Annotated in this window: 18 protein-coding genes; all 18 read right to left on the bottom strand. The window is 55.8% G+C overall.

Going from position 1 to position 18,859, the window contains the following annotated elements; translation table 11 throughout:
- Positions 1–145 precede the first annotated feature (145 nt).
- On the bottom strand, positions 146–655 hold the full coding sequence (locus tag J3351_RS00355) for an N-acetyltransferase (protein WP_207696854.1): 510 nt from the start codon (positions 653–655) through the stop codon (positions 146–148).
- The gene (locus J3351_RS00350; protein ID WP_207696853.1) at positions 652–1,839 is read right to left on the bottom strand and encodes a tyrosine-type recombinase/integrase; all 1,188 of its coding nucleotides are present in this window, start codon (positions 1,837–1,839) and stop codon (positions 652–654) included. Before J3351_RS00350 ends, J3351_RS00355 begins: the two co-directional genes overlap by 4 nt.
- 18 nt (positions 1,840–1,857) lie before the next feature.
- Positions 1,858–3,204, bottom strand: a complete 1,347-nt coding sequence (gene radA / locus J3351_RS00345; RefSeq protein ID WP_242699257.1) for a DNA repair protein RadA — start codon at positions 3,202–3,204, stop codon at positions 1,858–1,860.
- A gap of 163 nt (positions 3,205–3,367) precedes the next feature.
- Positions 3,368–3,976, bottom strand: a complete 609-nt coding sequence (locus J3351_RS00340; RefSeq protein WP_207696851.1) for a SpoIIIAH-like family protein — start codon at positions 3,974–3,976, stop codon at positions 3,368–3,370.
- Between the two features lie 30 nt (positions 3,977–4,006).
- Positions 4,007–4,516 (bottom strand): stage III sporulation protein AG, encoded by a 510-nt coding sequence (locus J3351_RS00335; RefSeq protein WP_207696850.1) that lies wholly within the window; start codon positions 4,514–4,516, stop codon positions 4,007–4,009.
- Positions 4,513–4,806: a hypothetical protein gene (locus tag J3351_RS00330; RefSeq protein ID WP_207696849.1), complete on the bottom strand. Its 294-nt coding sequence runs from the start codon at positions 4,804–4,806 to the stop codon at positions 4,513–4,515. Before J3351_RS00330 ends, J3351_RS00335 begins: the two co-directional genes overlap by 4 nt.
- Positions 4,806–5,891 carry a stage III sporulation protein AE gene (locus J3351_RS00325; protein WP_207683861.1) on the bottom strand — a complete coding sequence of 362 codons (1,086 nt, stop codon included), beginning with the start codon at positions 5,889–5,891 and terminating at the stop codon, positions 4,806–4,808. Before J3351_RS00325 ends, J3351_RS00330 begins: the two co-directional genes overlap by 1 nt.
- Entirely contained in the window at positions 5,888–6,271 is a 384-nt protein-coding gene (locus J3351_RS00320) for a SpoIIIAC/SpoIIIAD family protein (protein WP_156073836.1), read from the bottom strand. Before J3351_RS00320 ends, J3351_RS00325 begins: the two co-directional genes overlap by 4 nt.
- The gene (spoIIIAC, locus tag J3351_RS00315; RefSeq protein ID WP_005934292.1) at positions 6,268–6,462 is read right to left on the bottom strand and encodes a stage III sporulation protein AC; all 195 of its coding nucleotides are present in this window, start codon (positions 6,460–6,462) and stop codon (positions 6,268–6,270) included. Before spoIIIAC ends, J3351_RS00320 begins: the two co-directional genes overlap by 4 nt.
- Positions 6,463–6,487: 25 nt before the next feature.
- Positions 6,488–6,946: a hypothetical protein gene (locus J3351_RS00310; RefSeq protein WP_097771140.1), complete on the bottom strand. Its 459-nt coding sequence runs from the start codon at positions 6,944–6,946 to the stop codon at positions 6,488–6,490.
- Entirely contained in the window at positions 6,943–7,863 is a 921-nt protein-coding gene (locus tag J3351_RS00305) for an ATPase, T2SS/T4P/T4SS family (protein WP_242699244.1), read from the bottom strand. Before J3351_RS00305 ends, J3351_RS00310 begins: the two co-directional genes overlap by 4 nt.
- 96 nt (positions 7,864–7,959) lie before the next feature.
- Positions 7,960–9,957 carry an NAD-dependent DNA ligase LigA gene (gene ligA, locus J3351_RS00300; protein WP_207683864.1) on the bottom strand — a complete coding sequence of 666 codons (1,998 nt, stop codon included), beginning with the start codon at positions 9,955–9,957 and terminating at the stop codon, positions 7,960–7,962.
- Positions 9,958–10,083: 126 nt separating this feature from the next.
- The gene (locus J3351_RS00295) at positions 10,084–11,037 is read right to left on the bottom strand and encodes a ketopantoate reductase family protein (protein WP_207696848.1); all 954 of its coding nucleotides are present in this window, start codon (positions 11,035–11,037) and stop codon (positions 10,084–10,086) included.
- 288 nt (positions 11,038–11,325) lie between these two features.
- Positions 11,326–12,300 carry a 6-phosphofructokinase gene (gene pfkA, locus J3351_RS00290; protein ID WP_097771144.1) on the bottom strand — a complete coding sequence of 325 codons (975 nt, stop codon included), beginning with the start codon at positions 12,298–12,300 and terminating at the stop codon, positions 11,326–11,328.
- Between the two features lie 238 nt (positions 12,301–12,538).
- Positions 12,539–16,054 carry a DNA polymerase III subunit alpha gene (locus J3351_RS00285; protein ID WP_207696847.1) on the bottom strand — a complete coding sequence of 1,172 codons (3,516 nt, stop codon included), beginning with the start codon at positions 16,052–16,054 and terminating at the stop codon, positions 12,539–12,541.
- Positions 16,051–16,995 (bottom strand): DNA-binding protein WhiA, encoded by a 945-nt coding sequence (gene whiA / locus J3351_RS00280; protein ID WP_154276113.1) that lies wholly within the window; start codon positions 16,993–16,995, stop codon positions 16,051–16,053. Before whiA ends, J3351_RS00285 begins: the two co-directional genes overlap by 4 nt.
- 36 nt (positions 16,996–17,031) lie before the next feature.
- Positions 17,032–17,895 (bottom strand): RNase adapter RapZ, encoded by an 864-nt coding sequence (gene rapZ, locus J3351_RS00275; RefSeq protein ID WP_097771954.1) that lies wholly within the window; start codon positions 17,893–17,895, stop codon positions 17,032–17,034.
- A gap of 13 nt (positions 17,896–17,908) precedes the next feature.
- Positions 17,909–18,847, bottom strand: coding sequence for a UDP-N-acetylmuramate dehydrogenase (murB, locus tag J3351_RS00270; RefSeq protein WP_005934317.1), 939 nt, complete (start codon positions 18,845–18,847; stop codon positions 17,909–17,911).
- Positions 18,848–18,859 lie beyond the last annotated feature (12 nt).

Here is an 18,859-nt window from a genome sequence, read left to right as displayed (position 1 = left end):
CGAAACACAGGGGAGTGGAAAAACCCTCTTTTCTGGTTTTGGGCGTTTTTAAGGCCGCCTCGGCTCGATTTGAGCTCTGGCGGCCTGTTTTACAATAACTGTGTATTTTGCGTTTTTTACACACGTTTTTCCTGTTATTGATCTGTTACAGCATCCGGTTCATTACAACGACCGTATAGTCCTGCGAGTGATTTCTCAATCCAGTATCTGTGAACTGATTCTTTTTCCAGAACGATTCACTTTGCTTGTTGCCATCCACGTAACCCAACCGGATATACTCGTAGCCCAGACTGTGCAGATACGTACACAGCTCTGTGATGATCCTGCTCCCAATGCCATGTCCCTGTACAGAACGCTCCATCATAAAGAATCCGATGAAGCAGCTTCGTTCCGTTGGATAATGGTCAATAAAGTCCATCACAGCCACAAGCTGCTCGGCACCATCAAAAAATCCGAGATAATACTTATCCTGAGGTTCGTCCATTTTGCGCTGCGGCAAGGCACACATATCATCCCGAATGCTTTCCGCAGTTACAAATGGCGGACAATGTTCATAAAACTGTGTGTTTTTCTCACAAAGAGCTAAAACCAGCGGAATATCGCGTTCTGTCAACATCCGCACATGATAGCTCTTAGAGAAGTTGATATAGTTCATACAGTTTCCTTATCCCCGGTCATAGAAGAGATATCCACCCGGATGCCATCATTGGCAGCACCCTCAAAAGCTTCCATCGGGCTGGCAGCTTCTTCAACATCCATCGAATCGGCGTTATTTTCCCCTCTGTTCTCCCCTGCTGCCCGTTTTGTTGTATCCAAGCGTGCTTTTTCGGGTGTGACCGTGCCCAGCGGGTTCTGCTCAATGGCAGCACGCACCTGAAATTCTTGCAGATGCGTATAAATTTGCGTTGTACCCACACTGCTGTGACCCAGCAGCTGCTTGAGGGTCAAAATATCCACATTGCCGGTCTGATACATCAGCGTTGCCGCAGTGTGACGCAGCTTATGGGTGGAAAAGCCCTTGAGCCCGGCCGCTTTCATGGCACCGGTGACGAGCTGCTCCACCCTGCGGTTGGAAATGCGCTCCTTCCGGCGGCGCGTCACAAACACAGCCTTTTCCTTTGGATTCAGGCCCTCCATCGTGTTGCGTTTGGCCAGGTAGAGCTGCAGGGCTTCGACGCAGGCCTCATTCAGATAGACCATCCGTTCCTTGTGACCCTTGCCAAAGAGCCTGATCTGCCGTTGTTCTAGGTCGATATCGCCCAGATCCATGCCCACCAACTCAGAAAGCCGCATTCCGCAGTTCAGGAACAGAACCACCATGCAGTAATCCCGCTCCGGAAAATCGCTCTGATATTGCGTGCTCTCCAGCAGATCCATGGACTGTTCCGCTGTCAGATATTTGGGCAGGACTTTATCCTGCTTGGGCGGCTTGATGGAGGCAGTCGGGTTCTCTGTCAGCTTATTGACCTGATTGACCAAGTAATCATAAAAGCCGTGCAGGCTGGCCAGCCGCCGGGCGGTCGAGGATTTCTTGTTGCCACATTCGCGGTTTAGGAAATAGAGATATTCATAGATGTCCTCTTTACTCACACTGCCCCAGAAGGCTGTATCCAGACCCTTGGGGTCAATATCCTTGATCTCCGTATCTGCCGGAACCAGCCCGCGGCGGCGTTTCATAAAACGGGAAAAACCGCGCAGATCGCAGTAATAACTGAAGGCCGTGTTGGCGCTTTTGCCCGCGATCACCTCCAGGTACCGCACATATTCCACAATATCCGGCGAAGCATCATCAAACGGCGGATGCTTGCCCGGATTTTTTTCATCAAGATAGATTGACATAGTTTCTCCGTAAATTCGTTACAACCGGTCTGATTTCAACGCATGGATCGCATCCGAGATATAAGCCGCACCTATCAGCTTCATGCCCGGATAATCTGCCGGGTTCAGGTGGGCAAGGCTATGTTTTGGCACCACAGCCCGCTCAAAGCCGATGCGCTCGGCTTCCCGCAGGCGTTGTTCAAGGTTAGGCACACTGCGCACCTCACCGCCCAGACCCACTTCTCCAATGGCAATGAGCTTATCGCTCACGGGGCAGTCCAGCAGAGACGACACCATACACAGGCAGACCGCCAGATCGCAGGCAGTATCCCGCAGGGCAATGCCGCCCACTATGTTGATATAGACATCCAGATTGCCAAAGAAATACCCTGCCCGCTTTTCCAGAACGGCAATGAGCAGATTCATGCGGTTATAATCATAGCCGCTGCAGGCACGGCGCGGTGCCGGGAAATTCGTTTTGGTGGCAAGGGCCTGGATCTCGCTTAGAATGGGGCGGCTGCCCTCCATCGTACAGGCGACGCAGTTACCGGAAACCCCCAGCGGACGGCCTTCCAAAAGCATCTGGGAGGGATTTTCGATCTCCTCCAGCCCCTGCCCTGTCATATCAAACATGCCCAGTTCATTGGTGGAGCCATAGCGGTTCTTGGCGGCCCGCAGAATGCGATAAGGCAGCATCTTGTCGCCCTCAAAGTAGAGCACAGTATCCACGATGTGCTCCATGACCTTGGGGCCTGCAATGGCTCCGTCTTTGTTGACATGGCCCACAATGAACATGGGGATCTCCTGCTTTTTGGCTACCGCCAGCAGACGGGCGGCGCTCTCCTTGACCTGACTGACCGTACCGGCCGAGGAAGAAAGATCCATACAGCGCATCGTCTGGATAGAGTCGATGACTACAAGCTCCGGCTTTTCCTTTTCGATCAGGCCGCAGATCTCGTCCACATCGTTCTCCGCAGCAAGATAGATGTTCTCCTGCGGCACTTTCAACCGCGCAGCACGTAGTTTGACCTGACGGACAGATTCCTCACCCGTGATATACAGAACAGAATGCTGGTTGGAGATAGCACCGCAGAGCTGCAAAAGCATCGTAGATTTGCCAACACCCGGTTCGCCGCTGAGCAGAACCACGCCGCCCAGCACGATGCCGCCGCCCAGTACCCGGTCGAGTTCCGAAATGCCGGTCAGGATGCGGCTTTTCTCTTCCGTAGTGCTGATATCGGCCAACCGCCGGGCCGTCAGCGAGGTGACACCCTCCTGCCGGGCAGGTACTGCCGCTTTGCTGCCGGAAAGCCCTGCCTTGGGCGCTTCCGCAACAACATCCTCATTCATGGTATTCCAGCTTCCGCAGCTGGGGCAGCGGCCCATCCAGCGCGGGCTGGTTTCGCCGCAGTTGGAGCAGACGTAAACAGTTTTGAGCTTTGGTTCCTTCATGGTGCACTCCCTGCAAAAACGCCGCTGGAAAAGCGGCGCTCAATTTCATTGTTCTGTTTTAGTTTACCACATTCTGTTGTCTGCCGCAACTGCTCCCTTACTTTACCTCAACAACGGTGATATTTTGGGCTGTCACACTGCTTTTGCTCAACACAATGTCACGGATCTGCGCTACCTGTGCGGCCGTTAAGGCATCGCCCGAGGTCATAACAGTCAGATCGGCCCGACCTGACTGCAGAAAGCAGAGACAATCCGCAAACCCCTTGGCCTTGACCAGTGTCTCGATCTCGTTCTCCGCGTTGAGATCCGCAAGGTTTCCGGTCAGCTGGCTGGTGTACTCCTTCTTTTCTTCCGTGGAGAGAGAAGCGGATTTCAGCGCTCTCTGAATGCTGTCCATGGCTTCATCGTGGGCCTTGGTCCGTTTGAGCCGTGCTTCCTCAAAGAACTTGGAGCCGCTGTTGTTTGCAACGCTCACAAGCTGAGCTTCGCCATAATTCTTGTTGGCACTGGAAACCGCCTCGGCTTCGGTCATCAGTTCATCCGTAACGGGAACGGTCTCCTGACTGACGGCAGAAACGTTGACTGCATCCTCTTCCAGCGTCACACCGGTGCGGGCATACTGCCAGTTCAGGTAAACGGCAATGACCAGTGCCGCTGCCAGAGTAATGGCTGTTGCCTTGCGGGTATTCTTCGAGATGGCTCTCATAGCTGTTTCCTCCTTATATTACATGGTGCGTTATCCTTTGCGCTGTTCTACACAAATTCGATTGGCCGAAAGATCCAGCACTGCCCGGACAAGCTCTGTGATACGAGCGGCGACCCGGACATCTCCCCCACCATCACAGACAACAGCCACACCGCAGACGGCAGGCAGATAGGTCGTCTCTTCCAGGGCGGAGCCATCCTCCAGCAGAACATGGGTCTCCTGGTTCTGCATCTGGCCGGACTGCGTATCCACAGCATAGATCGTTTCTTCCCCACTTTCCAGTGTCACCATCACAACGGTCTTTCCTGCCCCATCGAGCTGTTCGATCAGCTCTGTCAGCTGTGTTTCCAATTGCTCCCGGTAGGCAGTTTCTGAAACAGCAGCAGAACTGCCTGCATTTGCTGCGGTTTTTGCGGGGGTCGAGAATAATTCTGAGAATAAGATCAGCAGCATTGCCGCCGCGCCCAGAATGATTGCAAGCTGGGTGCGGCTTTGCTTCTGGAGCAAACCGGCAAAGAGGCTCTGTTCCCTGCTCTTCATCCGGAAAGGTCCCCCTCCTTTGCTTCCTGTCCGCTGCTGCGGGCATCCAGTTCAGCCCGAATGGCATCTTCCAGCGTGCCCATGGATATGGGCGAAAGATCCGGCACAGAAAAGGACTGAACTTCTGTCCGGAGCTGAGGGATGACCTGTAAAAGCACCACTAAAATATATAGTCCAGCCACGGCTTTTATGCACCGTCGGGCCCAGCTGTTTCCTGTGAGCCGGGCCAGCAGCTCTGCGCAGATACAGGCAGTGCAAAAGACCACGGCTGCGCTTTTCAATGTCTGCATCAAACGCCTCCCAGCATAAAAAGAAGTGCAGTTCCTGTTACGGCCAGCCCGAAAAAGAGTGCGATACAGGCCATCATACACCGGACAGCGGAAGCAAAACAGGTAAGCAGTGCCTGTCCACGGTTGTTTCCGGTCAGGCTGCACAGCGTCCCGCAGAGAACGATACATCCCAGATGTGCAAGCATCCCGAGATACAGTGGCAGAAACTCAGCCAATAAAATCAGGATAGCGGCCATTCCAAGGCCGCTTTTGAGCAATTGGATGCCTGCCAGAACAGCCTCGGAAGCATCGCTCAAACTCTGCCCCACAATGGGAATGGTGCCGGTGAGAAACTGTCCTGTGCGAAGCGCCGTTCGGTCGAGCTGTGCGGCAGAGATGCGCTGGAATCCCAGCAGTGCAGCCAGCAGCTTTCCAGTAAGGGAAAGTCCCTTTTGCAGCAGTGTCCCTGCCGCTTTGCACAGGTTCCCCAGGCAGCTCTGTTCCGTGATACAGCAAGCCATGCTCAATGCAAGGTAGCATTCCAGAATGGGCGGTACAAAGGCCGTCAGGGCCTGTGCCAGCAGACAAAGCAATGTCAGAAAAAAGCCGCTTGCGGCGGCCCCGGCACTTGTCTCACCGCCCATGATCAGAACACCGGCATAGACAGGAAGAAAACCGGAGAGAAAGCGGTTCCAGCTTTCAATCTGCGCACACAGCTGCCGGGCAATTTCAAGCAATGGCTCCCACAGAAGGATCCCGCACCCACCGGCGCAGACAAGGTCACACCAGCTGTGATCACCTTCCTCCCCAAGAAACAGACTGACTATGGCAGACAGGAGCAGAAACAACAGCAGTGCGGCATAACCGCGGATGCTTTCCCGCAGTGTCTGGAACAGCGACGAAGTGCAAAAACTTTGCAGAACGCTCCACGGGTCTTCTGCTACCTGCAAAGCATCCACAGGACTTTGGTCGAGATAAGGCTGCCAGAGCTCTGCTCCCGGCAGCTGTGTGTGCAAACCGGCACTCTCTGCCGCAAAAGCTGTCGGGGCGCACAGGCAGAAGCTCGTCCCCACCAGCAGAAAAGCCCACCACTTCCAGTTCTTCATCTTGCAATGCTCCCAATCGTCTGCAGGATCTCTTCCAGCAAGGGCCACGCCGCCGCCAGTACAAGACACCGACCTGCCAGCCCAACACACCACCCTAAAGATTCTGCCCCGGCTTCCTCACACAGGGTGCGGGTATAATCTGTCAGCAGAACGATAGCCGCACTCCGTACAAGGCAGGAAAAAGCCCCGCTGTCAGCTTGTCCAGCCAGGCGTGCTATGCCGGAAAGTACTGTCCGGATGCTTGTCCCGGCCCGCACCAGCAGCACCAGCGCTGCCCCAAGGGAGAGCAGGAGTGCATAGGCGGGGGCCTGCTTTTCCAGAACCGCATAGAGCAGTGCCGCGAGCAGCGCAATGCCGAACACAGCCACGGTTGCACTCATAGTGCAAACAGCGACTTGATGGTAACGAACAGCACACTGATCTGTTTGACCAGGATGGACAGCACGACCACCAGACCTGCCAATGTCGTCATCATTGCCTGATCCTCCCGCCCGGAGCGGATCAGCAGTTGGTTCAGCACGGCAACAATGATGCCAATGGCCGCAATTTTGAAGATAAGGTCAATCTCCATCCGCGTCCTCTCCTTTTGAGCTGATTCATCCCAGCAGAATGGCAGCTGCAAGCCCGGCGGCCAGGCCCAGCTTGTGCGAAAGCATCGACTGCGTTCGGGCCGCAGCTTCACCTTCCTGCAAGGCTGCCTGAAACTGTGCCTGATACAATTCAAGCCGTCTGCACTCCTGCTCCGCTTCCAACCGTCCCAGGCCTGAAAAACATTCTGAGAAGCGGGTGCGTTCTTCTAAGGTCAGGGAGGGAAAGGGCTCCAGCGTTTGTAACGAAACCGTTTCTGGTGGAAGCTGCCCATCCTGTATCAGCTTCCGGCAGAGAAGATTCAGGTCACTGCGGCGGAAGCTGATTTCCTGATGCAGCGTTTCCAGCAGATCCAGCGTTTTGTGCAGGGCTTCCAGATGCGCCTGCGCCTGCTGATGAAAGCTGTCGCCTGCGCACCAGCCGCAGACGACAAAACAGCAGACACTCAACCAGCGCAGAGGGCTCATAGAAACCGCACCTCCCCGATGCAGCCGGGTGCTTGTCTGCCGGTCAGCCAGACGAGCACCCGCACCGCGCCGCGCTCCATCAGATATTTCACCTGTGGGCGCATGGTCGCCTCTTCAGGTGTGGCAGCATGAAGGGTGGCGATAAAATCCACCCCGCTGAACAGGCCCTGCTCCAGCGCTGTGACCTCATCCAGACCTCCCAGCTCATCCAGCAGGATCACCTGTGGCGAAAGGCTGCGCAATACCATCTGCACTGCTTGTCCCTTGGGGAGCCCGGCAAGAACATCCAGCGCCTCGCCGGGCGCATTCCCGGCAAAGAGCTCCCGCCGTTCATCAATGACCGAAAGGATCTTCTGCTGCCGGACGAGCTCCCGGGCAATACTGCGCAGCAGTGTGGTCTTGCCGCTGCCCGGCTCTCCAACAAGAAGCATCCCGATGAAATGCCCCCGCAATGCTGCGGTCAGTTCCTGTGGAAGCGGAACGGTCTTTTCCCGGGCAATGCGCAGGTTGACAGAGGTGAGCTCCTGCAGAACCGTGCCCTGTTCCGGGTTTTGCAAAAAACGCCCGCCAAGCCCTGCCCGACATCCATTTTCCAGTGTGACATAGCCCTGTGCGATCTCTGTCTGATGGGTATGGACTGAACCGCCGCAGAGGGTGAACAGGATCTCTTCCATCTGCAACGGGGTCAGCTGCATCGTTTGCAGTGCGTTCAGTTCAGGTGCCAGCTGTGTCGGTGTGCAGCTGCACCCCTGCACCGTAAACTGTGGAGCACAGCCCAGCCGGAGCCGCAGCTCATGTACAGTCTCTGCGTCTTCTGATGGGAGCTGCCCCAGCGGCCTTGCCAGCCATTGGGGCAAAGCCTGCACCACCTGATAATACTCGTCCATCTTCTGTTCTCCTTCCGTGTCCTTTGCCATCAGTTTATGCACCGGCCCGGAGGTTAGAACCCACAGGACACAGAAAAGCCCGCACAGCATCCAAACTGTACGGGCTTTATAGAACAGGTTTTCTGATTATTGCTGGGACTTATCCTCTGCGATCATAGCAAGGAACTCTGCTTCGGTCAGCACAGGCACACCCAGTGCCTGTGCCTTGGTCAGCTTGGAACCTGCAGCGGCACCAGCCACCACATACGCTGTTTTTTTGGAAACAGAACCGCTTGCTTTTCCGCCATTCTTTACGATAAGTGCCTCGGCTTCGCTGCGGGAGAGTGTTTCCAGTGTTCCGGTCACGACCAACGTTTTCCCGGCGAGCTTATCGCCCTTGGGCTCTCCCTTCCACTGCATGTTCACACCGGCATCGGCCAGGCGGTGCACCAGATCGGTAGTGCCATCCTTGGCAAAGAATTCAGTCACGCTCTGGGCCATCACGCCGCCAAAGCCATCAATCTCGCCGATCTGCTCCTCGGTTGCTTCCCGGATGGCCTGCAGAGAGCAAAAATGCTCTGCCAGCAATGCGGCGGCTTTATCGCCGATGTTGCGAATTCCAAACGCAAACACCAGCTTATCCAGATTGTTCTGCTTGGAAGCTTCGATCGCCTGCAGAAGATTGTTTGCGCTCTTTTCCTTGAACTTTTCCAGTGTGAGCAGCTGCTCTATTGTCAAGTCATAGAGATCTGCCGCAGAGTGTACCAGCCCTTTATCCACCAGCTGCGTGGCGACCATGGTGCCCAGACCGTCGATGTCCATGGCATCCCGGGATGCAAAGTGGATGATATTGCGGAGTGCCTGTGCAGGGCATTCCGGGTTGACACAGCGCAATGCGGCTTCATCTTCCAGGTGCACTGCCGGGGCACCGCAGGAAGGGCAAAATTCCGGCATCTGGTAAGGCTGAGCGTCCGGTTCGTGGCGGGTCACACCGATGACCTCCGGAATGATATCACCCGCCTTGCGCACCTGAATGGTATCTCCGATACACAGACCCAGTTGACGGATAAAATCTTCATTGTGAAGGGTGGCACGGGAAACCGTGGTACCTGCCAGAAACACCGGGTCAAAGCAGGCAGTGGGAGTCAGAACGCCGGTGCGTCCCACGCCGACTTCAATACTGCGCAATGTGGTCTCCTTGACCTCGGGCGGATACTTGAACGCAATGGCCCAGCGCGGGAATTTGTTGGTGGAGCCCAGCAGTTCCCGCTGTGCAAAGTTGTTCACCTTGATCACGGCACCGTCCATATCAAAATCCAGTGCGGCACGGTTCTGGCCGATCTGCTCGATCTCTGCAATGGCATCCTCGATATCGTGCACGATATGATAACGCGGAGAGACTGGCAGGCCCAGACTCTTGAGGTAATCGAGGCTTTCGGCATGGCTGGTCAGTTCCCTGCCCCGCACCTGCTGGACGTTGAATACGAAGATGGACAACCCCCGGCTGCCGGTAATCTTAGAATCCTTCTGACGCAGAGACCCTGCGGCAGCATTGCGCGGATTTTTGAACGGTGCCGCACCCTGTAATTCCTGTTCCGCACAAAGGTGCTGGAAGGCATCGTGCGGCATGTAGACCTCGCCGCGCACTTCCAGATATTCCGGGGCATTTTTCAAAGTCTTTGGAATACGCTTGATGGCCTTGACATTGGCTGTCACATCTTCACCCACCACGCCGTCACCGCGGGTGGAAGCACGCACTAGCACACCGTTTTCATATTCCAGGCTGCAGGAAAGGCCGTCGATCTTGATCTCGACGACATATTCCGGCTCGATTCCGGCTTCCCGTACCCGGCGGTCAAAATCACGCAGTTCGTCGTAGGAAAACGCATCCAGCAGGCTTTCCATCTTTACAGCATGCGTCACCTTGGCAAAGCGCCCGCTGGGTGTGCCGCCCACTTTCTGGGTCGGAGAATTCGCAGTGACCAGCTGCGGGAATTCTGCCTCCAGTGCTTTCAGTTCCCGGGTCAAAGCGTCATATTCAAAATCCTCCAGCTCCGGGGCATCCTGATCATAGTATAAACGGTTGTTCCTTTCAATGATCACGCGCAGCTCTTCCGCGCGTTTGCGTGCCTGTTCCAGTTCCACGTTCGTTTACTCTCCTTTTCCCAATACCAATACTGTAATTATACCATATTTCAAAAACAAAATACAGCAAAAAGTGCTGCCGGTGGCTCGGGAGTGAACGTGTCGAATCCTAACAAGACAGTCACTTTATTTTGCCCAGGTGGGTTCCTCCGTGCCATCATAATCGAACAGGCCATCATTTTTCTCTTCCATGGCCTTGATCATGTGGTAGGTGTACTCGTTATACGGCGTGGGGATACCAAGCTCCTTTCCCATCCGCATCAGTGCTCCCGAGAACATATCGATCTCTGTATGCCGTCCGGCATCCAGATCCTGCAGAGTGGAATAACGGGCCGTGGCAGGAACAGCGCATCCGTGGCTGACGGCATCTGCAATGCGCAGATCAATGCCCCGTGCAGTTGCAATGGCTTCCAGTTCCCGGCGCAGGCCATCGCTGATGGCTTTCATGTGGACGCTGTCACGGTAGCAGCCCACACCGGCTCCCAGAATCGCCTGCGGCAGATTGTTGCAGACGTTCAGCCGGAACTTGCTCCACATCTCTTCCTGAATGTGCTCCGTGACCCGGAAGTTGACCCAGGAATCCGTGAACAGTTCCCGCACTGCCTCGACACGTTCACTCTCAAACGGTGCAAATCGCTCGCCATAGATCACGCCAAGTGTTGCATCCGGGTCAAAATGGTAACCATCCGCTTCCTTGTGAGATGTAACCTTAATGAAGGAATACAGCAGATGCTCTGCACCTACCTGTGCGGCGATCAGCTCTTCGCTGTCCACACCGTTCATCAGACTCATCACAACGGTATTGCTGCCGACAGCGGTCTTGATGCTTTCCAGAGCTCCGGGCAGTGAGCCATATTTCAGTGCAACGACCAACAGGTCTACACCCTGCGCTTCCTGCGGGGTCCAGACCTCCGGGCGGTAAACTGCTCCATTGATGGCGCAGCCGCTTTCTTTTAGCCGCCGGGCACGGTCGCCTTCCGCTATCACACCCAGACGGATATTATCCTTTTTAGAAAGCCCCCAGATGATGTAAGAGCCCACCGCTCCAGCGCCCAAAATGGCAACAGATTGTATTTTCATGTTAGATTCTCCCTCTTTGATTTGTCCGATTCTATTGTAGCACGAATTCGATTTACTGGAAAGAGAAATGAAAATGCGAAGCCACTTTTGCACATAGATTTTACAGCAATTAGATTGCAGCGGATGCTGATGTGCCGCGGGGCAGCGGATATGCTGGGCGCAACCTTCAATTGACCGCAAACGGTGCCAAAGTGCTTTAAAGCGGGACACAAAAGCCCCCGGAGAACGTTTCACGGCTCTCCGGGGGCTGATTTTACGCATTATAAAACGTAGATACGTCTGTTATTCTCAAATAGAAATGGTGTTGCACACGTCAATAAGCACGGGGTCAAGCGTCTTAGTCATCTCAAGCGCCTCATCCACGGGGTAATCCACAAGGTGCTCACCCTTCATACCAACGATGCGGTTGTACTTACCCTGCTCCAGCAGGCAGACAGCGTGATAGCCCATTGCGGAAGCATTCACGCGGTCACGCAGAGTGGGAGAGCCACCGCGCTGGACATGGCCCAGAATGGTGGCGCGGGTATCGATGCCGGTACGGGCCTGGATCTCGTTGGCAATCTCCTGAGAGTGGCCAATGCCCTCGGCAACGATGACAATGAAGTGGCGCTTACCGGTGCGCTGCGTCTCGGTAATCTTATCCAGAATATCGTGCTGCATATCGAATTCCTTCTCCGGCAGCAGCACAGCCATGGCACCGGAGGCAATGGCGACGTTCAGAGCGATGTAACCCGCATTGCGGCCCATGACCTCGACCACGCTGCAGCGGTCATGGCTCTGGGTGGTATCGCGCAGCTTGTCGATCATTTCCAGGGCGGTGTTCATTGCAGTATCGTAGCCGATGGTGTAATCGGTGCAGGCGATATCATTATCGATGGTGCCGGGCAGACCGATCATCGGAATGCCGCGGTGTGCCAGCTCACGGGCGCCACGGTAGGAGCCGTCGCCGCCGATGACCACCAGTGCGTCAATGCCCAGCTCACGGCACTTTGCAGCGCCCTTGTCCTGACCCTCCTTGGTCTTGAACTCCAAGCAGCGGGCCGTATACAGGATGGTGCCACCGGCAGAGATGATATTGGAAACGCTGCGCAGGTTCATTTCAAAGCACTCGCCATCCAGCAGGCCATTGTAGCCGCGCTGAATGCCGATCATACGGAAGCCCTTATGCAGGCCTGCACGGACAACGGCGCGAACTGCAGCATTCATGCCGGGAGCGTCGCCGCCGCTGGTCAGCACACCAATCGTTTTGATTTGCTTTTCCATGGAAAGATTCCCTCCAATTGTTTCGTCATTTACCTATGGAGCACTTACCCTCTCTCTTTGGGCACCGGCTCCATCGCCTTGCTCAGATCAAAACTTGCCTTTAGACATTATAACACAGTTCCCGCTTGAATCCAATACCTTTTTGGCACTTCGTTAAAAGTTTATTAAAATTCACAGGCGTACGTCTTGGTGTTGTTTTTGGCACACGTGCACCTGGTTTGAATCGTTCCTGCGCATGTCATTTTGTTGCAACATTCCTTTCGCCCACGATGCGCTGCAGTTCCTCAAAGAACAGCGGATGCCCTGACGTATACAGCCTGCGGGGAGCCGCCAGCTTCTGTTTTGTGTCCTCCAAATAGAAGATCACCGGCATATCACCGTCAAAAATCTCCAGCAGATTGACCACCTTGGCGTACTCCGGGCTGGTGCGGGAGGGCAGCCGGACGTAGAGCCGACGGGCTGCATCCCGCATCTGATTAGGGCGGTTGGCCTGCGGCCTGACGGGATTATAGCCCTCAATGGGCGAAATACTCTCGGCGACCAGGCGGGCAGGTTCATCCTCTCGGATAGACAGGCGGCCCTCAATGACCACGACCGCGTTATCGTGCAGCACGTCCCGGAATGTTTCCAGTGTGCGCGGGAACACGATGACCTCCATGGTGCCGGTCAGATCCTCTACGCTGGTATAGGCCATCATGCTGTTGGTCTTTGTTGTCACCATTTTGCTCTTGACGATGGTGCAGACGATGCGGACATGGCTATTGTCCGGCACATTGGCATCCTCACCGGTCAGAGCTTTGATGGTGTGGGTGGCAAACTGAGCCGACTGCTCCCGGTAAGCATCCAGCGGATGACCGGAAAGGTACAGGCCGCTGACCTCTTTCTCCTGTTGGAGCAGCTCGGCGTGGGTATACTCAGGGCAGGGCTTGATCTCATAGCTGTCGGTGGCAGACGTATCGTCCGTGCCGCTCATCATCGAGAAGAGGTCGATCTGACCATCCAGATTCTTCCGGCTGTCACTCTCGATGCTCTTGAGCACGCCCTCAGTTGCTTCGACCAGACTGCGGCGGTTGGAGCCGAGATTATCAAAGGCACCGGCCTTGATGAGGCTTTCCACAGTGCGGCGGTTCAGCTCGGTGCCATGCATCCGTTTGCAGAAATCATACAGGCTGGTATAAGGCTTTTCCTGACGCTCCTCTACGGAGCGCTCGATCAGCCGGGTGCCGACATTTTTTACGGCATTCAGACCAAAACGGATCCGGCCACTGTCCTCTGCAGTAAAGCCGCTGCCCGAGATATTGATATCCGGCGGCAGGACCTTGATTCCCAGCCGGGCGCACTCGCCGGAATACTCGATGACCTTGCCGGTGTTGTCCAGAACACTGGTCAGCAGAGCAGCCATAAACTCGCTGGGGTAATGGCACTTGAGGTAGGCTGTCTGGAATGCCACATAGGCATAACAGGCGGCATGACTCTTGTTGAAGGCGTAGGATGCAAAGCTGGACATCTCATCGTAAATTTCGTTTGCAACCTTTTCCGAGATGCCGTTTGCCACACAGCCCGGGCACTCGTTGCCGGGGTCTGTGCAGCCATGGACAAAATGTTCCCGCTCCGCCTCCATCACAGCGTGCTTTTTCTTGCTCATGGCACGGCGGACATTATCTGCCTGCCCGAACGAAAAGCCCGCCAGCTCCCGGAAGATCTGCATGACCTGTTCCTGATAGACGATGCAGCCATTGGTCACATCCAGAATGTGGGCCAGCTGCGGGGTCTTATAGCTGATTTTGTCCGGTTCATGGCGGTTGCGCAGGTAGGTCGGGATGGAATCCATCGGGCCGGGGCGGTACAGGCTGATCAGAGCGATGACATCTTCCAAATTCTGCGGCTGCAGGCCCACCAGCACCTGCTTCATACCCGAGGATTCAAGCTGGAACACGCCTTCGGTCTCACCCCGGGAGAGCATTTTGTAGGTTTCGGGATCGTCATAATCCAGCTTGGCGATGGAGAAATCCGGTTCTTTTTTCTGAATGGCCAGCTCCGCATCCCGGATGACCGTCAGGGTGCGCAGACCGAGGAAGTCCATCTTCAGCAGGCCCAGCTCCTCGATCTCCGTCATGTTGAACTGGGTCACGGGCAGGCCATCGTTTGTGGCAAGGGGCAGATAGTAATCCGTTGGTTCCGGGGTAATCACAACACCGGCTGCATGGGTAGAAGCGTGGCGGGGCATTCCCTCCACCTTCATGGCAGTGTCGAGCAGTTCCGTCACCTTCGGGTCCGTTTCATACATCCGCCTGAGCTCCGGTGAGACCTCCAACGCATGTTTGATGGTCATTTTGAGCTCCGCCGGGACCTGCTTTGCTACTACATCCACTTCCTGATACGGCATTCCCATCACACGGCCCACATCGCGGATCGCATTGCGGGCAGCCATGGTGCCAAAGGTAACGATCTGGGCTACATGGTCAGCGCCATACTTGCGGTTGACGTAGTCGATCACTTCCTGGCGGCGCTCGTAGCAGAAGTCTACGTCGAAATCGGGCATACTGACACGTTCCGGGTTCAGAAAGCGCTCAAAGATCAGGTTATAGCGGATGGGGTCAATGTCAGTGATGCCCACGCTGTATGCTGCGATACTGCCCGCACCGGAGCCACGGCCCGGGCCCACCGGGATTCCCTGGCTCTTGGCATAGTTGACGTAATCCCAGACGATGAGGTAATAGTTGGTATAGCCCATCGTCTTGATGACACTGATCTCGTAGTTCAGGCGGTCTTTGTTGGCCTGCGGCACATTGGAACCGTAGCGGCGCTCCAGACCCTCCCAGCAGAGCTTTTCAAAGAACGCCTGGTTGTCCATGCCGCCAGGGGCCTTATAATACGGAATTTTGGTGTTACCAAACTCAAAATCAAAATTGCACTGGTCGGCAATGATCCGTGTGTTGGCACAGGCATCCGGCACCATGGCAAACAGATCGTACATCTCATCCGTTGTTTTAACGTAGAATTCGTCGGTCTGGAACTCCATACGGTCGGCATCCTGCATGGTTTTTCCGGTCTGGATGCAGAGCAGGATCGCCTGCATCTTGGCATCCTCCTTGCGCAGGTAGTGGGAGTCGTTGGTGGCTGCCATAGGGATGCCGGTCTCCCGTGCCAGCTTGATGAGCTGGGGCAGCACAATGTTATCCTCTTCCAGCCCGTGATCCTGCAATTCAATGTAGTAATTGCCCTCACCAAAGAGGTCGCGATACCACAAGGCAGAAGCCTTAGCGCGCTCGTAATCGCCGGACAGGATCGCCTGCGGGATCTCACCCGCCAGGCAGGCAGAGAGGCAGATGAGGCCTTCGTGGTATTGCTCCAGCAGCTGCTTATCCACACGCGGCTTGGAGTAGAAGCCCTCGATAAAGGCGGCAGAAACCAGCTTGGCAAGGTTTTTATAGCCTGTCTCGTTCTTGCACAACAGGATCAGATGATTGTTGCCATCGATCTTGTTCACCTTATCAAAGCGGGTGCGGGTGGCCACATAGACCTCACAGCCGATGATGGGCTTGATGCCCGCCTTTTTGGCTGCCTTGTAGAACTGCACACAGCCGTACATCACACCGTGGTCGGTGCAGGCAATGGCAGTCTGGCCACACTCCTTCACCCGATCCATCAGCTGGTCGATGCGGCAGGCACCGTCCAGCAGGCTATATTCTGTATGGATATGGAGGTGGACGAAGTCTCTTCCCTGCTTATTGCCCTCACTGGGTTCGATCATTTCGTTTCCTCCTTTTCCGCGTTTTCTTCCAATCTTCTGCGCAGATCCTCTGCCAGCGCTTCCAGCTTCTTCATCCGGTGCGAAAGTCCCGATTTGCTCACGGGCGGGTCAAAGCAGGCACACAGAGCTGTCAGGGACAAGTCCGGATTTTCCATTCGAATGGCCGCGGCCTGCTGCAAGACCTCGGGCAGTGTTTCCAGCGCACCCTGCTCCTGCAAAAAACGGATTGCACGGGTGGTCTGGGCATTGGCCCGGGCCGTTTTGCCCAGATTTGCGGTATCACAATTGGTCTGACGGTTGATCTGGTTGCGCAGCTGCTTGACTGCCTTCTGGGCATTCATCCGGGCCGAAGCTTCTGCCGCTCCCATAAACGCAAGGATGCGCTCCACGCTGGCGCTGCTTTTGACGTAAATCAGGTTTACGCCGTTGCGGCGGGTACGGTGGGGCGCAAATTCATGCTCAGCAAGCAGGGCCTCAAAATCCTTTGCAAGGTTGGTGCGTCCGGTCAGAAATTCCAGATTATACTCCTTCTGTGGGTCCGTCACAGTGCCGCCGCACAGGAACGCCGTGCTGATATAGGCACTCACGCAGGTCTGACACCGGATGAGCCCCGGGTCGATCTGCAAGCTTGTCTCGCTGCCCGTGGTGCCGAACAGCTCGTGCATCCGGCGCACCTGCTCCGGTTCCCGGATGCCGAACTCATATACCACACCGCTGGGGCGGGGCTTTTCCAGCACCGCGCCCTGCACGCCGCAGCGGGCAAACAACTGTTCGGCCACACGGGCGGTCAGCTCCTGTTCAGTCTGCAGCACAAGGCCCCGTGCATCAAAATATTTGGCAAAGCAGGCGATGCCATAGGCTGCCGCCCGCACACAGCAATCCTTTTGCAGCTGCAAACTGCGCTGTGCGATCTCTTCCCGTGCCTGGGATGCAAAACTCATGTCGCTCTCATTTCTGTTCTCACGGGCTCTGCCGGGTCAGCGCGCCGCATCACGGTGCTGAATGCCGGTCTGATAGCCCAGTTGTTTGCAATATTCCGCGATTTTCCGCGCAAAGGTGATCGAGCGGTGCTTGCCGCCCGTGCAGCCCACTGCAATGGTCAGCTGGCTTTTCCCCTCCTTGACATAGAGGGGCAGCGCATACTCCAGAAAGCTTTCGTACCTGCGCAGCAGTTCCTTTGCCTCCGGGTGACCCATGACAAAATCCACCACTTCCTCATCCAGCCCCGTTTTATGCTTGAGCTCCGGGATATAGAAAGGGTTGGGCAGGCAGCGGACATCCAGCACCAGGTTCGCATCCTCTGGGATGCCGAACTTGAAGCCGAAGGACATCACGGTGAGCCGCATTGCTGCCTTTGCCCCGCCATCTGGCGCAAACAAATTACAAATGCGCTCCTTGTTCTGGGCCGTGGAGAGAAACTCCGTGTTGATGGTGTAGTCTGCCCGCTCCCGGAAGGGCTGCAGGATCTGCCGTTCCTTTGCCAGCGCTTCCCGGGTGGAAATGCCCTCGGCAATGCTGATGGGATGGCGGCGGCGGGTCTCGCTGTAACGGCGCATCAGTACATCATCCGGGGCATCGATGAATAAGATCTCATACTCGATGCCCTGCTCATCCAGCTGGTGCAGCGCCTGTTCGATCTGCTCGCTGGTGTGGCAGCCGCGCACATCCATGGAGAGCGCTACCCGCTTGAGCTGGTTATCGCCTGCCTTGGAGAACGCCGTGATGCTGGGCAGAAGCTCTGCCGGAACATTGTCGATACAAAAAAAGCCGATATCCTCCAGTGCGTTCATCGCAACCGATTTTCCCGCACCGGAAAGCCCGCTGACGATCAGAAGATCCATACCATTTTCCCTCTTATGCCTTGACCACTCGAATTTCCTTTTCCAGGTCGTACCCGGTCTTTTCCTTTACGACTGCCCGCACCTCATCGCACAGGGCCAGCACATCAGCGCAGGTCGCGCCGCCCAGATTCACCACAAACCCGCAGTGCTTCTCGCTGACGGCAGCACCGCCGTGGCGATAGCCCCGCAGGCCGCACTGGTCGATGAGGGCAGCCGCAAACGCTCCCACCGGCCGCTTGAAGGTGCTGCCGGCGCTGGGCTTATCCAGCGGCTGCTTATCGATGCGCTTCTGCATCAGCTCATCCATCCGGGCCTTGATGGCTGCCGAATCTCCACGCTTCAGGTGGAACTTTGCGCTCAGGATGCAGCCGCCGTTTTCCTCAAAGATGCTGTGCCGGTAGGAGAGGTCGAGGTTTGCGGCATCTTCTGTCACGATCTCACCTTCTCTGGTCAGATACGTCACAGAGACCAGCACATCCTTCATCTCTCCGCCGTAGGCACCGGCATTCATATAAACTGCACCACCCACTGTGCCGGGGATGCCATAAGCAAATTCCAGGCCAGTCAGGCTGCTGTCCAGCGCCGCCTTACACAGAGCAGAAAGCTTCAAGCCCGCACCTGCGATGACTGCATCGTAGACCGCCCCAGGCTCTGCACCCGGATGGCTGACGTTTTCCAGAAAACCGATTCCCATTTTCAGAGCCGTGGTATCCACGACCACGCCCCGGTAGCCCCCATCCTCAAACAGGATGTTACTGCCGTTGCCCAGCAGGTAATATTTCACGTCGCACGCTTTGCACAGTGCGATCACGCGGCAGAGCTGTTCCTCCGTCTCCGGCCGGGCAAAAACATCCGCCGGGCCGCCAATTTTAAAGGTGCAGTGGGCAGCAAGGGATTCGTTCTCGGCAAAGCGGATCTCCTCCGCCTGCAGCTGTTGTTTCAATCGTTCCATAAAACAGGATTC

This window comes from Faecalibacterium sp. Marseille-Q0746, assembly GCF_017377595.1.
Classification (GTDB): Bacteria; Bacillota; Clostridia; order Oscillospirales; family Ruminococcaceae; genus Faecalibacterium; species Faecalibacterium duncaniae.
The sequence above is the reverse complement of the archived record's forward strand: the minus strand, read 5'-3'. Positions and strand labels throughout refer to the sequence as shown.

What these genes read in the sequence shown, in the direction of transcription:
- J3351_RS00355 (WP_207696854.1), bottom strand. Translation starts at nt 655, where the DNA reads ATGAACTATATCAACTTCTCTAAGAGCTATCATGTGCGGATGTTGACA.
- J3351_RS00350 (WP_207696853.1), bottom strand. Translation starts at nt 1,839, where the DNA reads ATGTCAATCTATCTTGATGAAAAAAATCCGGGCAAGCATCCGCCGTTT.
- radA (WP_242699257.1), bottom strand. Translation starts at nt 3,204, where the DNA reads ATGGGCCGCTGCCCCAGCTGCGGAAGCTGGAATACCATGAATGAGGAT.
- J3351_RS00340 (WP_207696851.1), bottom strand. Translation starts at nt 3,976, where the DNA reads ATGAGAGCCATCTCGAAGAATACCCGCAAGGCAACAGCCATTACTCTG.
- J3351_RS00335 (WP_207696850.1), bottom strand. Translation starts at nt 4,516, where the DNA reads ATGAAGAGCAGGGAACAGAGCCTCTTTGCCGGTTTGCTCCAGAAGCAA.
- J3351_RS00330 (WP_207696849.1), bottom strand. Translation starts at nt 4,806, where the DNA reads ATGCAGACATTGAAAAGCGCAGCCGTGGTCTTTTGCACTGCCTGTATC.
- J3351_RS00325 (WP_207683861.1), bottom strand. Translation starts at nt 5,891, where the DNA reads ATGAAGAACTGGAAGTGGTGGGCTTTTCTGCTGGTGGGGACGAGCTTC.
- J3351_RS00320 (WP_156073836.1), bottom strand. Translation starts at nt 6,271, where the DNA reads ATGAGTGCAACCGTGGCTGTGTTCGGCATTGCGCTGCTCGCGGCACTG.
- spoIIIAC (WP_005934292.1), bottom strand. Translation starts at nt 6,462, where the DNA reads ATGGAGATTGACCTTATCTTCAAAATTGCGGCCATTGGCATCATTGTT.
- J3351_RS00310 (WP_097771140.1), bottom strand. Translation starts at nt 6,946, where the DNA reads ATGAGCCCTCTGCGCTGGTTGAGTGTCTGCTGTTTTGTCGTCTGCGGC.
- J3351_RS00305 (WP_242699244.1), bottom strand. Translation starts at nt 7,863, where the DNA reads ATGGCAAAGGACACGGAAGGAGAACAGAAGATGGACGAGTATTATCAG.
- J3351_RS00295 (WP_207696848.1), bottom strand. Translation starts at nt 11,037, where the DNA reads ATGAAAATACAATCTGTTGCCATTTTGGGCGCTGGAGCGGTGGGCTCT.
- pfkA (WP_097771144.1), bottom strand. Translation starts at nt 12,300, where the DNA reads ATGGAAAAGCAAATCAAAACGATTGGTGTGCTGACCAGCGGCGGCGAC.
- J3351_RS00285 (WP_207696847.1), bottom strand. Translation starts at nt 16,054, where the DNA reads ATGATCGAACCCAGTGAGGGCAATAAGCAGGGAAGAGACTTCGTCCAC.
- whiA (WP_154276113.1), bottom strand. Translation starts at nt 16,995, where the DNA reads ATGAGTTTTGCATCCCAGGCACGGGAAGAGATCGCACAGCGCAGTTTG.
- rapZ (WP_097771954.1), bottom strand. Translation starts at nt 17,895, where the DNA reads ATGGATCTTCTGATCGTCAGCGGGCTTTCCGGTGCGGGAAAATCGGTT.
- murB (WP_005934317.1), bottom strand. Translation starts at nt 18,847, where the DNA reads ATGGAACGATTGAAACAACAGCTGCAGGCGGAGGAGATCCGCTTTGCC.